General features: G+C 44.6%; 15 protein-coding genes. 1 reads left to right on the plus strand and 14 read right to left on the minus strand.

The features are described from left to right. Positions 1 to 48: 48 nt before the first annotated feature. From purL to EL144_RS11045, 10 genes are all read right to left on the minus strand, one after another. Positions 49 to 3,942 carry a phosphoribosylformylglycinamidine synthase gene (gene purL, locus EL144_RS11000; RefSeq protein WP_005704558.1) on the minus strand — a complete coding sequence of 1,298 codons (3,894 nt, stop codon included), beginning with the start codon at positions 3,940 to 3,942 and terminating at the stop codon, positions 49 to 51. 287 nt (positions 3,943 to 4,229) lie between these two features. Then, entirely contained in the window at positions 4,230 to 4,526 is a 297-nt protein-coding gene (gene fis, locus EL144_RS11005; protein ID WP_005701282.1) for a DNA-binding transcriptional regulator Fis, read from the minus strand. A gap of 20 nt (positions 4,527 to 4,546) precedes the next feature. Beyond that, a complete protein-coding gene (dusB, locus tag EL144_RS11010; protein ID WP_005704556.1) occupies positions 4,547 to 5,509 on the minus strand; it encodes a tRNA dihydrouridine synthase DusB in 963 nt (320 codons plus the stop codon). 295 nt (positions 5,510 to 5,804) lie between these two features. Then, positions 5,805 to 6,689, minus strand: a complete 885-nt coding sequence (prmA, locus tag EL144_RS11015) for a 50S ribosomal protein L11 methyltransferase (protein WP_005704554.1) — start codon at positions 6,687 to 6,689, stop codon at positions 5,805 to 5,807. Between the two features lie 12 nt (positions 6,690 to 6,701). Further along, positions 6,702 to 7,262 carry a protein adenylyltransferase Fic gene (gene fic / locus EL144_RS11020; RefSeq protein WP_005704553.1) on the minus strand — a complete coding sequence of 187 codons (561 nt, stop codon included), beginning with the start codon at positions 7,260 to 7,262 and terminating at the stop codon, positions 6,702 to 6,704. After that, entirely contained in the window at positions 7,252 to 8,703 is a 1,452-nt protein-coding gene (gene panF / locus EL144_RS11025; protein WP_005704552.1) for a sodium/pantothenate symporter, read from the minus strand. The genes fic and panF overlap by 11 nt, the downstream gene beginning before the upstream one ends. After that, positions 8,700 to 8,975, minus strand: a complete 276-nt coding sequence (locus EL144_RS11030; protein ID WP_005704551.1) for a YhdT family protein — start codon at positions 8,973 to 8,975, stop codon at positions 8,700 to 8,702. Before EL144_RS11030 ends, panF begins: the two co-directional genes overlap by 4 nt. Positions 8,976 to 8,998: 23 nt before the next feature. Next, positions 8,999 to 10,438 carry a surface lipoprotein assembly modifier gene (locus EL144_RS11035; RefSeq protein ID WP_005704550.1) on the minus strand — a complete coding sequence of 480 codons (1,440 nt, stop codon included), beginning with the start codon at positions 10,436 to 10,438 and terminating at the stop codon, positions 8,999 to 9,001. A 135-nt stretch (positions 10,439 to 10,573) separates the two neighbouring features. Beyond that, positions 10,574 to 11,365, minus strand: a complete 792-nt coding sequence (locus EL144_RS11040) for a TatD family hydrolase (RefSeq protein ID WP_005704549.1) — start codon at positions 11,363 to 11,365, stop codon at positions 10,574 to 10,576. A 43-nt stretch (positions 11,366 to 11,408) separates the two neighbouring features. Beyond that, positions 11,409 to 11,921 (minus strand): peptidylprolyl isomerase, encoded by a 513-nt coding sequence (locus EL144_RS11045; protein ID WP_005704548.1) that lies wholly within the window; start codon positions 11,919 to 11,921, stop codon positions 11,409 to 11,411. A 99-nt stretch (positions 11,922 to 12,020) separates the two neighbouring features. Between EL144_RS11045 and cysS the strand changes: the two genes are divergently transcribed. Then, the gene (gene cysS, locus EL144_RS11050; RefSeq protein ID WP_032995337.1) at positions 12,021 to 13,400 is read left to right on the plus strand and encodes a cysteine--tRNA ligase; all 1,380 of its coding nucleotides are present in this window, start codon (positions 12,021 to 12,023) and stop codon (positions 13,398 to 13,400) included. Between the two features lie 137 nt (positions 13,401 to 13,537). Here the strand turns inward: cysS and lipA are convergent, their stop codons facing one another. The 4 genes from lipA to EL144_RS11070 form a co-directional block, all read right to left on the minus strand. Next, positions 13,538 to 14,500: a lipoyl synthase gene (lipA, locus tag EL144_RS11055; protein ID WP_032995322.1), complete on the minus strand. Its 963-nt coding sequence runs from the start codon at positions 14,498 to 14,500 to the stop codon at positions 13,538 to 13,540. A gap of 66 nt (positions 14,501 to 14,566) precedes the next feature. Next, entirely contained in the window at positions 14,567 to 15,205 is a 639-nt protein-coding gene (gene lipB / locus EL144_RS11060) for a lipoyl(octanoyl) transferase LipB (protein WP_005704545.1), read from the minus strand. Between the two features lie 45 nt (positions 15,206 to 15,250). Continuing rightward, complete coding sequence (ybeD, locus tag EL144_RS11065; protein ID WP_005704543.1) at positions 15,251 to 15,553, minus strand: DUF493 family protein YbeD; 303 nt, start codon at positions 15,551 to 15,553, stop codon at positions 15,251 to 15,253. Positions 15,554 to 15,625: 72 nt separating this feature from the next. After that, a complete protein-coding gene (locus EL144_RS11070) occupies positions 15,626 to 16,813 on the minus strand; it encodes a serine hydrolase (RefSeq protein WP_005704542.1) in 1,188 nt (395 codons plus the stop codon). Positions 16,814 to 16,823: the final 10 nt, after the last annotated feature.

Below are 16,823 nucleotides of genomic sequence, written 5' to 3' on the forward strand. Positions count from 1 at the left end.
CTTCTATACTATGAAAACAGTAAGTCATATTGGTATATTTTCTAATTATTACCCCAACACCACCCTCGCATTCCTAAAAATTCGCATCCAAGCCCCATCTTCTCCCCATTCTTCCGGATGCCATGAGTTGCTCACGGTACGGAAGACACGTTCCGGGTGTGGCATCATGATGGCGACACGACCGTTGGTGTTGGAAAGCGCTGTGATGCCGAGGGCGGAGCCATTCGGGTTCACTGGGTACACTTCTGTCGGGTTGAGGTTGTTATTGATGTATTGCGCCACAATCAAGTTTTGTGCTTGAAGTGCGGTTAAATTTTCAGGTGTTTTGAATTCTACTCTGCCCTCGCCGTGGGAAACGGCAATTGGCATATGGGAACCTGCCATGCCTTGGAACCACAGAGAGTTGCTTTCATTAATACGAACCAAGGCGGCGCGGGCTTCAAAACGTTCGGATTTATTGCGTACGAAACGCGGCCAGTTTTCTGTGCCCGGGATGATTTCCGCCAAGGTGGAAAGCATTTGACAGCCGTTACAAATGCCAAGTGCGAGCGTATCTTCACGTTCAAAGAATTGGCTGAATTGATCCCGTAAGTGCGGGTTAAATAAAATGGATTTTGCCCAACCGCCACCGGCACCAAGCACGTCGCCGTAAGAGAAGCCGCCGCACGCCACCAAGGCATTGAAGTGTTGCAAGTCATAACGGCGATTGTGCAAGTCGCTCATGTGAACATCGATAGCCTCAAAGCCGGCTCGGTCAAATGCTGCCGCCATTTCAACATGGCTGTTGACGCCTTGCTCACGCAATACCGCCACTTTCGGGCGTTTTCCGGTGGCAATATAAGGCGCAGCAATGTCTTCGCTTGGGTCGTAGGTTAAATGGGCGGAGAAGCCTTTGTCCTGCGGATTTTTCTTCGCCGCAAATTCTTGGTCGGCACATTCCGGGTTGTCGCGTAAGCGTTGCATTTGATGGGTCAATTCCGCCCAAATGCCACGCAAGTCGGAACGTTTTTCATTGAGCAACACTTTGTTGCCACGGGTGATTTCGATTTCGTCGTCTTCAGTCACGGCGCCCAATTCTTTCACCAAATGCAACACATTGTGTTTAGCGAAGACATCGCGCACAAGACTCAAATCGCTGTCGCGCACTTGAATCACCGCGCCCAATTCTTCATTAAATAACACCGCTAAATCGTTGTCGCCCAAGGCGCTGATATCCACAGCCACGCCACAATGTCCGGCAAATGCCATTTCCGCCAAGGTGACGATTAAACCACCGTCGGAGCGGTCGTGGTATGCCAATAATTTTTCTTGCGCCACCAACTCTTGCATAGCGTTAAAGAAGTTTTTCAGTGTATCGGCGTTGACCACATCCGCAGGTTTGTCGCCAAGTTGGGCATACACCTGCGCTAACGCCGTAGCGCCCAAGCGGTTGTTGCCTTCGCCCAAATCCACCAACAACAAGCGGGATTGACCCTTGTCAGTGCGTAATTGTGGGGTGACGGTTTTGCGCACGTCTTCTACGCGTGCAAAGGCGCTGATAATCAAAGAAAGCGGTGAGGTCACGCTTTTTTGCTCGCCGTTTTCCTGCCAAGTGGTTTTCATGGACATAGAGTCTTTACCTACCGGAATGGTTAAGCATAATTGCGGGCAAAGCTCTTCGCCCACGGCTTTCACCGCGGCATATAAACCCGCGTCTTCGCCTTTGTGACCTGCTGCGGACATCCAGTTGGCAGACAATTTAATGCGTTTAATGTCGCCGATATTCGTGGCAGCAATGTTGGTTAAGGATTCTGCCACGGCTAAACGGGCAGATGCGGCGAAATCTAGCAATGCTACCGGCGTGCGTTCGCCCATGGACATGGCTTCGCCGTAGTAGCTGTCTAATGTCGCCGTGGTCACCGCGCAGTCGGCCACCGGCACTTGCCACGGGCCGACCATCTGATCACGTGCCACCATGCCGGTCACGGTGCGGTCACCGATGGTGATTAAGAAGGTTTTTTCTGCCACCGCCGGCAAACGAAGTACGCGATGTAACGCTTCTTTTAATTGAATTTGGCTTTGTTCAAGGGGTTCGCTGTTAACGCTAGCGGTTTGCACGTCGCGGGTCATTTTCGGGGTTTTACCGAGCAACACGCCCATTGGTAAATCAATCGGATTGTTGTTGAAATGCTCGTCATGTAAGGTTAAGTGTTCTTCTTCCGTGGCTTCGCCGATCACCGCATAAGGCGCGCGTTCACGGCGGCAGAGTTCCTCAAAGTGCGGTAGTTTTTCCGGATGAATTGCAAGCACATAACGCTCTTGAGATTCGTTACACCAGATTTCCAATGGGCTCATTTCACGCTCGTCACTTAAGATTTTGCGGAGTTCAAATTTACCGCCACGGCCGCCGTCATGCACCAATTCCGGCATGGCGTTGGATAACCCGCCTGCGCCTACATCATGAATAAAGGCAATCGGGTTCTCCTCGCCTAACTGCCAGCAACGGTCGATCACTTCTTGGCAACGACGTTCCATTTCTGGGTTATCCCGTTGTACGGAGGCGAAATCCAAGTTTTCTTTGGATTTACCGGATGCCATCGAAGACGCTGCACCACCGCCCAAGCCGATGTTCATCGCCGGTCCACCAAGTACAACCAGTTTTGCGCCCACCGGAATGTCGCCTTTTTGCACGTGTTCGGCACGAATGTTGCCGATACCGCCTGCCAACATGATTGGTTTGTGGTAGCCGCGCACTTCTTCACCGTTGAAGCTAGTCACTTTTTGTTCGTAAGTACGGAAATAACCAAGCAATGCCGGACGACCAAATTCGTTGTTAAACGCCGCGCCACCTAACGGGCCTTCCAGCATAATGTCTAAGGCGGAAGCAATACGGTTCGGTTTAGAAAGCGGCGCTTCCCAAGGTTGTTCAAAGTTTGGTATGCATAAGTTGGATACAGAGAAGCCCACCAAACCCGCTTTTGGTTTGGCGCCACGACCGGTAGCCCCTTCGTCACGGATTTCGCCACCGGAGCCGGTTGCCGCGCCCGGGAACGGAGAAATAGCGGTCGGGTGGTTGTGGGTTTCCACCTTCATTAAAATATGGGTGTCTTCATTGTGATAACGGTAAATGCCGTCTTGATCCGAGAAGAAACGTCCCGCTTTGGAGCCTTCCATGATCGCTGCGTTGTCTTTATACGCGGAAAGCACAAAATCAGGGGTTTTCTCAAAGGTATTTTTGATCATTTTGAACAGGGATTTGTCCTGTTTTTTACCGTCGATAATCCAGTCGGCATTAAAAATTTTATGGCGGCAGTGTTCCGAGTTGGCTTGCGCGAACATATACAGCTCAATGTCGTGCGGGTTGCGTCCAAGTGCGGTGAAATTTTCCATCAAATAATCGATTTCATCTTCCGCCAATGCCAAGCCCAGCTCCACGTTGGCACTTTCTAAAGCACTGCGTCCACCGTTTAAAATATCCACGGTTTTGAACGGCTTCGGTTCTTGTTGACGGAACAACACTTTCGCCTCGTCTGCCTTGCGAACCACGGTTTCCATCATGCGGTCATGTAAAAGTGCGGTCAGTTTTTCCGTTGTTTTTTCATCTAACGGCTGTGTCAATTCAAAGTAATATGCCAAACCACGTTCAATGCGTTCCACCTCATTTAAGCCGCAGTTATGGGCGATGTCGGTGGCTTTAGACGACCAAGAAGAAATGGTGCCAACGCGCGGAATCACAATAAAACTTTCCCCTTTAGCTTCATGTTCGGCAAGGGTAGGTCCGTAATGCAACAAGGCTTTCAGTTTAGTTTCCTGTTCAGCAGAAAGTGCAGAGTTTAATGCCACAAAATGCACATACTCCGCATACACGGATTTCACCGGTAATTGTTGCTGTTGGAATTTTTGCATTAAGCCATTAATACGGAATTCGGAAAAGGCAGGTGAGCCACGGAAAGTTTGGAACATGAGGATTACCTTTGAGGTTGAATTGAAACAGAAATTGCGGGCTATTATAAAGGAATTTGGGGTAAACGAAAACGTTTGCGCAAGAAAAAATAAGCGGGAAATTTGATCGTTATAAACCTGAAATTCCGGTCACTGAGACTGTAAATTTCAGCCTTTCGAGTAAAGCAAGACCAATGCTTAGATAAGCTCAGCAAACGTCTTGTAGAAATCTACATGATGCCAGAAAAAAAGCACAAAAAAACCCCTGCCAGAACGACAAGGGCGATGGTCAAAAATTGAGTTCAAAACTAACCCATACCGTATTTTTTTAATTTTTTACGCAAGGTGCCACGGTTGATGCCGAGCATTGTTGCAGCGCGGGTTTGATTGCCGCGAGTATATTGCATAACCATATCCAACATTGGGTGTTCGACTTCTGCCAATACCAATTCATACAGATCATTCACATCTTGACCGTCTAATTGGGATAAATAATTTCTTAACGCTTGTTTTACAGAGTCGCGCAATGGTTTGTTGGTTACTTGAGATTGAGAATTCAGCACTGAAACAGTTAATGCTTCCGCCGGATTACGTTGTTCTAACATTTTTCTATCCATTAATTAAATCAAATTAAACTAAAAAATCGTTCTAATGCGGCTAATTGTGCCGAAGCAGAAGTTATCGCATTAAAATCTTGTTTAAAAACAGAATCGGGTTGAATGTCCTGTAAATACCAAGCAATATGCTTGCGTGCAATTCGGTAGCCTTTTTCTACTCCGTAAAAGCGATGCAATTCACGGATATGCTGCAAAATTACACGACATTTTTCTTCTGAACTTGGTTCCTGAATAGTCGAATCATGTTCCACTAGCCCAACGACAGATTGAAATAACCAAGGTCGACCCAATGCTCCACGTCCGATCATAATGCCATCAGCGCCCGTGTAATCGAGCACCGCTTTGGCTTTTTGGGCAGAAGTAATATCGCCGTTAGCAATCACCGGAATGGAAACCTGTTGTTTCACCAATCGAATATGTTCATATTCCGCATCGCCTTCAAATTTACAGGCGCGGGTACGACCATGAATGGTTAACGCTTGAATACCACTTTGTTCCGCGATTTTGGCAATTTCTACACAATTTCGATTTTCCAAATCCCAACCTGTGCGAATTTTTAAGGTTACCGGAACCTCAACAGATTTCACTACAGTCTCAAGAATTTGTCGAACAAGTTGGGGATATTGTAAAAGTGCGGAGCCCGCCATTTTACGATTCACCTTCTTTGCCGGACAGCCCATATTAATATCAATAATCTGAGCGCCATATTCAACATTCACTTGAGCGGCTTGCGCCATTTCATCAGGATCTGAACCCGCAATTTGTACGGCATTTATGCCTGCTTCTTGGTGATGAGCCAAGCGCAATTTCGATTTCTCGGTATGCCACACATGCGGGTTGGTTGACATCATTTCTGAGAAGGTCAAACCTGCGCCATAAGTTGCACAAATTCGACGAAAAGGTTGATCGGTAATCCCTGCCATGGGCGCTAGCAAAATGCGATTTTTTAATTGATAAAAACCGATATGCACTCACGACTCCACTACGCTTCAATTACTTAATCAAACTCCCTTGCCAACTGACAAGGCGTGCTATCATACGCACTTTTAATGCGTTTGGAAAGTGTGTTTTTTATACAATATTGTAAATTTTTTTGATTCATTTAATTTTGTCAAATTTATGCGAAAAAATAGAAATTACCCCTTGACATTATCCATAAAACTTTTATGGATTTTTATCCATTTCTTGCACGAAAATTAAAAAAAAGTGCGGTGGAAAACAAAATATTTTTCTACCGCACTTTTAATTAACTTATTGATAAAACTATCAAGATTTAAGCTTTCCAGTAATCCTGCACCACTCTTCACGCTCAGCCACAGACGCCAAATCAAAACTTTTAGCATAAGCATCACACACGGACTGCGCTTGTGTCGCTAAAATACCGGACAGCCCCAACACGCCATTTGGCTTAACTAATTGGCTAATTACAGGGTAAAGTTCTTTTAATGGGCCCGCCAAAATATTCGCCACCACCACATCAGCCTTTAAATCAGACGGTTTTTCATCCGACAAAAACAGCTGCAAACGATCGGCAACGCCGTTTTGCTCCGCATTATTGCGACTGGCTAAAATCGCTTGCGGATCAATATCAATACCCACCGCACTTTTCGCACCAAGCTTTAATGCCGCAATGGCAAGGATACCCGAACCACAACCGAAATCGATCACCGTCTTATCTTTTAAATCCAAACTGTCGAGCCATTCCAAGCAAAGGGCAGTTGTCGGGTGTGTCCCGGTACCAAACGCCAAGCCAGGATCCAACATCACATTGACCGCATTCGGTTCCGGCACTTCACGCCAACTCGGACAAATCCACAGGCGCTTGCCAAATTGCATTGGATGGAAATTATCCATCCACTCGCGTTCCCAATCTTTGTCTTCGATTTGTTCGATTTTATAGGCGGAATTTTCGTCTAAATGCTTCGCTTGTTTAAGTGCATCCACGATTACATTCATATCGGTTTCCGCATCAAACAAGGCAATCACATCAGTGTTGCCCCAAAGCCGTGTTTCTCCCGGTAGAGGTTCAAAAATCGGCGTGTCTTGGCTGTCCATGAAGGTGACGGACACCGATCCGATCTCTTCTAAAAAATCACTGATTTGTTCTGCCTTTTCGTTAGTACTGTTTAGGCGAATTTGAATCCAAGCCATTTGTTTATCCTTTTATTCTTTTTCATAACCTTCGTAGTAGTAGGATTGCTCAATGCCTTTAAAAATGATTTCACGGTTATCAACATCATTCGTTAAATTATTTTGTAGTAAAAAGCGAATTTCCAAATCATTAATTGGACTACGCTCCATCGCTTGTAGGTATAAGGTTTTATCTACATTTTGCCAATTAACAACTTTGCCTAAATTTTTCTTTAAGATTAAATCCAACCAAATTCTTGTTGAACGTCCATTGCCTTCCAAAAACGGATGGGCAATATTCATTTCAACATATTTATTAATAATCTCCTCAAATGTCGTTTCAGGCATTTGCTCAATTTTGCCCAACGCTTCTTTTAAATACAACGAATTGGCAAAACGAAAATTGCCTTTAGAAATATTTTGTTCACGAATCACGCCGGCAAAATCATATAAATCTTGAAATAAATATTGGTGAATTTGTTGTAATCCCCGTGTCGTTCCTACTTCAATTTGACGAATATCATTCGTTTCAAACAAGCGGTAAGCATTTTCCAAGCTTTTTTGATCTATTTTTTCATGTATTTTACCTGTCATTTTCACCGCACTTTAAATGGCGCTTCTCGCCAATTTTATTACCAATCAAAAATGCCGCTAAGCCAAATACTAACGCCGGTGCAATTGGATTGAAGCCCAAGAGTTTAATGCCAAATTGGGTGAGTAAAATAAAAGAGATTAAACCGACCAACATGGAGCTTATCGCGCCGTAAGCATTGGCTTTATCCCAGTACAGTCCTAATACGATAACCCATAGAAACGCAGCTTCCAAACCACCAAAGGCGAAGAGATTCAACCAAATGATCATATCCGGCGGATTGAGAGAAGCGAAAATCAAAAGTGCGGTCAAAATTAATGTAATTACTGAAGAGATTCGACCAATACGTTTTTGGTTTTGTACTGCCTGCGGTTTTGCTGCCAAATACAAGTCCTTCACAAAAATGGAGGAAGATTGGATCAGCTGAGCATCCACCGTGGACATAATCGCTGACATCGGCGCCGCAAGGAAAATCCCCGCCACAATCGGCGGCAACACTTGCAACATCAGGCTTGGAATCACTTTATCCGACACCGTTAAATCCGGCACGATAGCGCGCCCCAATGCGCCTGCCAAGTGCATACCTAACATAACCACCGTTAATACGATAGTGCCAATAAACATACCGCTGTGCAAAGCTTTGCTGTCTTTAAACGCCATGCAACGCACTGCCGTGTGCGGTAAACCGACCACACCGAAGCAAACCAAAATCCAGAAAGACGCCATAAATTGGAAATCCAGCATCTCATTCGGTCCGTACGGACTGACGAGACTTGGGTTAATTTCAGCTAATTTCTTGACCGCACTTTCCACGCCGCCTACCTGATAAATCACGCCGATCAAAAGAACAATCGTGCCTAGAATCATCACGGTACCTTGAATAGTGTCTGTCAACACCACTGCGCGGAAACCACCGATGAAGGTATAAATCCCCACGGTTAAGGCGAAAATCAGCAGGGCTTGGGTGTAAGGAATGCCGATGGTGGTTTCCAACAAACGGGCACCACCGATAAATTGTACGGTCATCGCCGCAAAGAAGGCGATCAACAATGCGATACAGGCAATCCACACCAAATATTTATTTTTATAGCGATAAAGCAATAAATCATTGATCGTCAACGCATTAGTTTCACGGGAAAGTAAGGCAAATTTTTTCCCTAAGGCGCCGAGTGCCAACCACACTGCCGGCACTTGGATCATAGCAAGCAAGACCCAGCCTAATCCGTATTTATACGCCGCGCCGGGGCCGCCGATAAAGGAACTGGCGCTGGCATAAGTAGAGGCAGTCGTCATGGCGAGCACGAAGCCCGTCATAGAACGGTTGCCCACATAATATTCGGAAAGAAAATCACCGTCTCTTTGACGTTTCACATAAGCATAAATAGCCGCCCCGAATACAAATGCCAAATAAATGACGAGCGGAAAAATAATCCCTAGGTTCATTGATGACGCTCCATTGTCATATCTTGATTTTTCTGTTCCACATCCAGTGGAATATCCTGAAACATAATTTTAATCAGCCAATATGCCACCACAATAAAGAGAATAGGTAGATAAATACAGGCGAGTTCAAACCACAGCGGAAAACCGATTGGCCCTTGTGTGCCTTTTGGTAAATAGGCGCATAAGCACCAACCAATAACATAAAGGATGGTTAAACCCAATGTCCAACGGGCTTCCTTAGCCGCTTGCCGATAGCGTTGTTGTAACTTCATGATATGTTTGCCTTAATCCATGATTAAAAGGTTTTGCTCATTTCTAAATAAATCCGATTTTTATCATAACGATAAAATGGGTGATTACTGTCGTTTTTTTGATACGACCAAGTTAATTTAGGAGTGATGCCCAAAAAGTATAGGTTACGATGCCATACGGTAAGTCCGGCTTGATATTCGTTGTTTTTTTGGCGAATGCTAAAGAAATCAATGTTGTTATAAGTTCGTCTAGCATAGGCAAGGGAAATACGGGTAGAAATGCCCAATGGCCATTCCTGTACCCAGCCCAAACGAAGATTTTTACGCTGATAGGCGTTATCGCTATCACGGGTATTTTCGCGGTTGTAATCCACACCGGCAAACCAATATTGCCCGCTGTAAGGCAGGAATAACAAGGTGTTTGACCACAAATAATTATTGCCGTTTAAATGCTTTCGCTTTACATAACGCTGTTCACCATACTCAAGTGCGGTGGAAATTTGCCACATTTTATGGAACCAATAGCTTAACTCAAAACGGACGCCGGAGTTTTTGGAAAATTGCTTCATAGCATCACTACCGGAAGATCCGCCGGAATACCAACGACGTTCGGTGAAAGGCAACAACGCCACTTCGGTATTTGCCGTTTGATAGCCCAAGCCCGCCCCGACACGTGCATTGAATTCGTTATATTTCTTGTTATCCCAATAATATTTGCCTTGTCCGTCCCAAATAAACTTGGCGAAGATATTTTTTGGCAGCGACCATTTTTTTTCACTACCGAGATAATAAGAAAGTCCGTGGGCCGATTCGCGCTGCCACGCCTGCCAGCCACCGATACGTGTACCCGCTTTTGGTGCATTATTGACGTTCGATTCATTTAAAAAACTAATACCGCCGCTGATTCTCCATTGATCACGTTGGTTGATCGCCGTTAAATACTGATCGATCACATGCTGCGATTGCCCATCATTCACTTCCGCACGGAGTTTTTGAAACTGATCTTTTGCCGCTTCGTTATCATTATTTAAAAACAATACGTGTGCTAATTGATAACGTAGAGGCAAAATATCGGGACGTTGTGCAAACAAGGTGCGATATTCCTGCACCGCACGGGAATAATTCCCTTGTTTTGTTGCAATAATGGCCTCCGCCCAAGCTAACAAAAATGGATCCTGCTGCGGCAGATTTTGGTATAACGGCAACAGCAATTCCACCGCTTCCGTATTATTCTGCAGCACCGCCGGAATCAACCCGCGAATAATTAAATCCGGTCGTTTTGCCAGTTCTTTTTTGGTAATAGATAGGATGTGTTTGTTATCTGCCGTCTTTTCCACCTGCAATGGCTGCGGTAATTGCGGTTCAGCGATTTGAATACGTTCTTCGGGCAAGTTATTTTTAGGCTGTGCCACCTTTTCTTCAGCTGCGGCTGTCGCCGTCAAAGTCAAGACGGCCAAAAATAAAGCATGATGTGTTAGTTTCATGATTGGGTTATCTAAATTAAGGAATAAAAAATTGCCATTACGGCAAACAAGAACACGGGCGATTCTAGCACGATTTTAAGGTTCGGAAAAATTATCATGGATAATATGGTGTTGAAAGTAAGGAAAAAACGGATTTCACACAAATTTTGTTATGCTGTTTTGCCAAAGGGTATTGGCAATGACATCCGCAGGCTCATGTCTTAACTCACATAAAACGCGAAACACCTGCGCCACGCGTTCCGGGCGATTTGGCTGCCCTTGAAAACCAAACACCGGCATATCAGGCGAATCCGTTTCCAACAGCAACGCGTTTAAAGGCAATTTGGCGATGGTTTGACGGGTTTTATTGGCGCGTTCATAGGTAATCGTGCCACCCACACCAATGTGATACCCCAAATCCACAAAACGTTTTGCCTGATCATAACTGCCTGCAAAACCATGTACGACACCACGTTTCGGCACATCAATGCGTTTAAGAAAAGAAAACAATTGATCGTGCGACTTACGGGAATGCATATTCACCGGCAAATCGTGTTTTTTCGCCAAATACAGTTGTGCTTCAAAAAAATCACATTGCTTGCGCCATAATGGCTCGCTTAACAATTCCGGTACGGCACGCTCCAAGCCGATTTCCGCTACTGCCGTGCAATTTGCCGAACGCGTTGCCAATGCCTGCTCCAATAACGCCAAATCCTGTACTTGGTGTTCTTTGATATACAACGGATGTAGCCCCAAGCCGTAATACAATTGTTCAGGATAAAGTGCGGTCATTTTTTCAATCGTTTTAAAATCACGTTGCAATACCGCCACAATCAGCATTTTTTGTACCCCTACCGCCTGTGCATTTTGCATAAGCAGATCCAACGGCTCACCGGTGGCTTGCTGCAAATAATCGAGGTGGGTATGCGTGTCGAAAAAGGAATACATATCAATCTAAAAAATCAGGCAACTCAATGAGTTGCCTATATTATTATTCGTCAATGGTAACAGATGTAATCACCACATCGTCATTCGGCACGTCTTGGTGGAAGCCTTTGTTGCCGGTTTTCACACCTTTGATTTTATCCACAACGTCCATGCCTTCAACGACTTCGCCGAATACTGCATAGCCCCATTCTTGTACCACTTCACGACCATGCAATTCTTTCGCACGATAATCCAAGAAAGTGTTATCGGCAACGTTAATAAAGAATTGCGCCGTCGCCGAATGCGGATCGGAAGTACGCGCCATAGCAATGGTGCCACGTTTGTTGCTTAAACGGTTGTTAGCTTCATTTTTAATCGGCGCGTTAGTGGCTTTTTCGCGCATACCGCTTTCCATGCCGCCGCCCTGAATCATAAAACCGTCAATCACACGGTGGAAAATTGTGTTATCATAAAAGCCGTTTTTACAATAAGTTAAGAAGTTTTCCGCCGTTACCGGTGCTTTTTCGTGATTTAAGGCAATTTTAATGTCGCCAAAATTGGTGTGTAGTGTAATCATTGTACTTTTCCTATACGAATTAAAGAGCGTCATTATTTCACAATCCGCCCCAAATCGCCACAAAGTGCGGTGCGTTTTCAAAAAGATTTGGATCCTAATATGTTAAAACTTTTCAATACCCTCACCCGCGAAAAAGAAATTTTTAAACCGATTCACGCAGGCAAAATCGGCATGTATGTTTGCGGTGTCACCGTTTACGATCTCTGCCATATCGGGCACGGACGAACCTTTGTTTGTTTCGATGTCATAGCCCGTTATTTACGCTATTTAGGCTACGATTTAACCTATGTACGCAACATCACTGACGTGGATGACAAAATCATTAAACGCGCGTTGGAAAACAAAGAAACCTGTGATCAATTGGTGGATCGCATGGTCGTGGAAATGTATAAAGATTTTGATTCCCTGAACATTTTGCGTCCTGACTTTGAGCCACGCGCAACCCATCACATTCCTGAAATTATTGCTATTGTAGAAAAACTGATTCAACGCGGACATGCTTATGTAGCGGACAACGGCGATGTGATGTTTGATGTGGAAAGCTTCAAAGAATACGGCAAATTATCCCGCCAAGATTTAGAACAATTACAAGCGGGCGCACGTATTGAAATCAATGAAATCAAGAAAAATCCAATGGATTTCGTGTTGTGGAAAATGTCCAAACCAAACGAACCAAGCTGGGATTCGCCTTGGGGCAAAGGCCGTCCGGGCTGGCACATTGAATGTTCCGCCATGAACAGCAAACAACTTGGCGAACATTTTGACATTCACGGTGGTGGCTCCGACCTGATGTTCCCACACCACGAAAATGAAATCGCTCAATCTTGCTGCGCTCACGGTAACCAGTATGTGAACTACTGGCTGCATTCAGGCATGATCATGGTAAATAAAGAAAAAATGTCGAAATCCCTCGGCAACTTCTTCACGATTCGCGATGTATTAAGCCACTACGATGCGGAAAGCGTACGTTACTTCCTACTCACCGCTCATTACCGCAGTCAATTAAATTACAGCGAAGAAAATCTCAATCTGGCTCATGGCGCATTGGAACGCCTTTACACCGCATTACGCGGCATTGATAAAAGTGCGGTGGCTTTTGGCGGTGAAAATTTTGTGGACGCCTTCCGCGATGCGATGGACGATGATTTCAATACGCCAAATGCCCTTTCTGTGCTATTTGAAATGGCGCGCGAATTGAACAAACTGAAAACCGAAGACATGGCCAAAGCCAACGGACTTGCGGCTCGTTTACGCGAACTTGCCGGCATTCTTGGTTTGCTTCAGCTTGATCCGGAACAATTTCTACAAGCCGGTTCCGATGACGACGAAGTCGCAAAAATTGAAGGACTTATCAAACAACGCAACGAAGCCCGCGCCGCCAAAGACTGGCCAGCTGCAGATGCAGCGCGCAACGCCTTAACGGAAATGGGTATTGTGTTAGAAGATGGCCCGAACGGCACAACTTGGCGGAAACAATAAGAACACAAGTTAAAAAACAAAAAGGAAAGTGAATCACTCACTTTCCTTTTTTATTATTGAGCGCCATAAAGTGCGGTTGTTTCTAGCAACGTTTTTCACCTTGAAAAATACCTGTGAAAACGACCGCACTTTTCAGATTATTTCACTAATCCACCGCTCGCTTGTAAATCGGCGTGGTAGGAAGAACGTACGAACGGACCGCAAGCCGCATGTTCAAAGCCCATAGCTTGTGCTTTTTCGCGGAACATATCAAATTCTGCAGGCGGCACATAACGCGCTACCGGTAAATGGTGACGGCTTGGTTGTAAATATTGACCGACAGTGAGCATTGTCACACCGTGATCACGCAAATCCTGCATAACTTCCAAGATTTCTTCGTTGGTTTCGCCTAAGCCCACCATTAATCCTGATTTGGTCGGAATATTCGGGAACATCGCTTTAAATTCTTTCAGCAAGCGCAACGACCATTGATAATCTGCGCCCGGACGAATTTCACGATATAAACGTGGCACATTTTCCAAGTTGTGGTTAAACACATCCGGCGGATTGTCTTTTAATTTTTCCAACGCCAATTCAATGCGTCCACGGAAATCCGGCACCAAAATCTCAATTTTAATATTCGGATTTAACGCACGAATTTCTCGCACACAATCGGCAAAATGCCCGGCACCGCGATCAGGTAAGTCGTCACGGTCAACGGAAGTAATAACCACATAACGTAACTTCATATCCTGAATGGTTTCTGCCAATTGACGCGGCTCATCCGGATTCGGTGCAAGCGGTTTGCCGTGTGCGACGTCACAGAACGGACAACGACGGGTACAAATCGCCCCAAGAATCATAAAGGTTGCCGTACCGTGATTAAAACATTCGTGCAGGTTCGGACAAGAGGCTTCTTCGCATACAGAATGCAATCCGTGACGACGCATACCGGATTTAATACTTTGAATTCGCGCTCCGTTGGCGGGAATTTTGATTTTCATCCATTCCGGTTTTTTAAGTAATTCCTGTTCAGGATCGATATTTTTTACCGGAATAATAGACGTTTTCGCGGCGTCACGATATTTAACGCCACGCTCCATCTTAAAAGGTGTTCCCATTGAAATTCCTTATGTAGCGAGTAAATGGCAAGGGTAACGAGATTAAACTGTGATTAACTGAGAGTGTTAATGATTTGTTACATTATACCCTAACAGTGTGGAAAAATGCTTAACTAATTGTAGGGAAACTTTGTGGCAATCCGCCTGTTCGTTGCTAACAAAATCCGCCAGTTGACACATTTCTAGCCCCGCATAGCCGCAAGGATTAATGTGATGGAAAGGCGCTAAATCCATATTGATATTAAACGCCAAGCCGTGAAAAGAACGACCATGACGAATACGCAAACCGAGAGAACAAATTTTTCTGCCATCAATATACACACCGGGCGCATCCGGTTTCGGGTAGCCTTCAATGTCATAATCCGCCAGCGTTTTCACCACAGATTGTTCAAGTGCGGTCACTAATTGACGCACATTTAAATTCTCATGGCGTTTAATATCAATCAGCACGTACATAATTTGCTGCCCCAAACCATGATAGGTAATTTGTCCGCCACGATCCGATTGCACCACCGGAATATCCGTATGCTGCAACAAATGCTCTGGCTTGCCTGCTTGGCCTTGGGTAAATACCGACGGATGTTGCACCAACCAAATTTCATCAGTGGTATCTTCCGTACGATTATCGGTAAAAGCCTGCATCTCGTGCCAAACGCTCTCGTAATCACGAATACCAAGCTGACGTACAATTAATTGGGGTTGCATGATAATTTCCTAAAAACGTTGTGTTTTGTGACCGCACTTTGGTGATTACAACACCATGCGCACGCCTTTAATTTCCGCCAGTTCCTTATACAGAGTTTCGATTTGTTCGATATTTTCTGCACGGACATTGATAGATACGGAATGATAGGTGCCTTTACCACTTTCTTTGGTTGTCGGCGTATAATCGCCTTTGATAGTTTTATGAACTGTCCGAACCACATCGTCCACTAAATCAGGGCGTGCGGCGCCTACTACTTTAAAAGTGAAATTACACGGGAATTCAAGTAGATCTTTTAATTTTTTATCATGTGCAAGGTCGGTTAAATTTACCGTTTTTTTATCAGTCATTGTTTTTTCCTAAAAATTTAACCGCACTTTCCTAGAAAAGTGCGGTCGGTTTTTAATGTGTTTTTTTAGAGACTAGTCAAACAAACTTTTGATGGTAAGCACCAACCAGTCCCAAATTTTGCCGAAAATGCCGCCTTCTTTCACTTCTTGCATAACTTGCAAGTTTACACTGGCAATGTCTTTACCGTCGAGTTGGTAAACGACTTTACCGACAACTTGACCTTTTGCTAAAGGCGCTTCAAGGTATTTTTTATCTAATTCATAACGGGCTTTCAGCTCGCTACTTTTGCCTTTCGGAATGGTAATAAACGCATCCTGTAATACGCCTAACTGAATGTTGCTTTCATCACCGTAATAAACCCGTTGCTCGGAAATAGATTTGCCCGCTTCAAAAGTCTTAAAGGTTTCAAAATTAGCAAAACCCCATTGTAATAATTTTTTGCTTTCCACTTCGCGGCCTTTGTAAGTCGGCACGCCCATGACTACGGAAATCAAACGCATATTATTCGGATTGGTTGCAGAAGCTACAAGGTTATAACCGGCTTTGTCCGTATGACCGGTTTTCATGCCATCAACATTAATGGTTTTATCCCATAACAAGCCATTGCGATTCGGTTGTTTAATTTTATTAAAGGTAAAATCTTTTTCTGCATAAATTTTATATTCATCCGGCAAATCACGAATAATATGTGCACCAATAATTGCCATGTCTCGGGCAGAAGAATATTGCCCTTCTTCATCTAAACCATGCACAGTGGTAAAACGGGTGTTTTTCAAACCAAACTGTTCTACATATTTGTTCATGGTATCCACAAAATTCATTACCGTGCCGGAAACATGTTCTGCCATAGCAACACAGGCATCATTACCGGAAACAATAATAATCCCACGATTTAAATCCGCCACAGAAACCTGTTGATTTAAATTTAGGAACATTTTAGATGAGCCCGGGAAATTTTGTCCCCATGCACTTTCTCCGATTGTGACCATGTCGGTATTATGAACTTTGCCTTGTTTTAACGCTTGCCCCACCACATAGCTGGTCATCATTTTCGTCAAGGACGCAGGGTACTGGCGCTGATCCGGATTCAATGAAGCCAATATGGCACCGGAATTGTAATCCATTAAAACATAGGTTTGTGCGTTAATTTGCGGTGTGGCAATATTAAACTGAGCATCCTCTGCCATCGTGCTGAAAGGCATGGTGAAAAGAGTGGCAACTAATGCAATTTTGCTGTTTTTTACGACTTTGTTAAACATAACAGTGAAT

The organism is Aggregatibacter aphrophilus ATCC 33389 (genome assembly GCF_900636915.1).
GTDB classification, from domain to species: Bacteria; Pseudomonadota; Gammaproteobacteria; order Enterobacterales; family Pasteurellaceae; genus Aggregatibacter; species Aggregatibacter aphrophilus.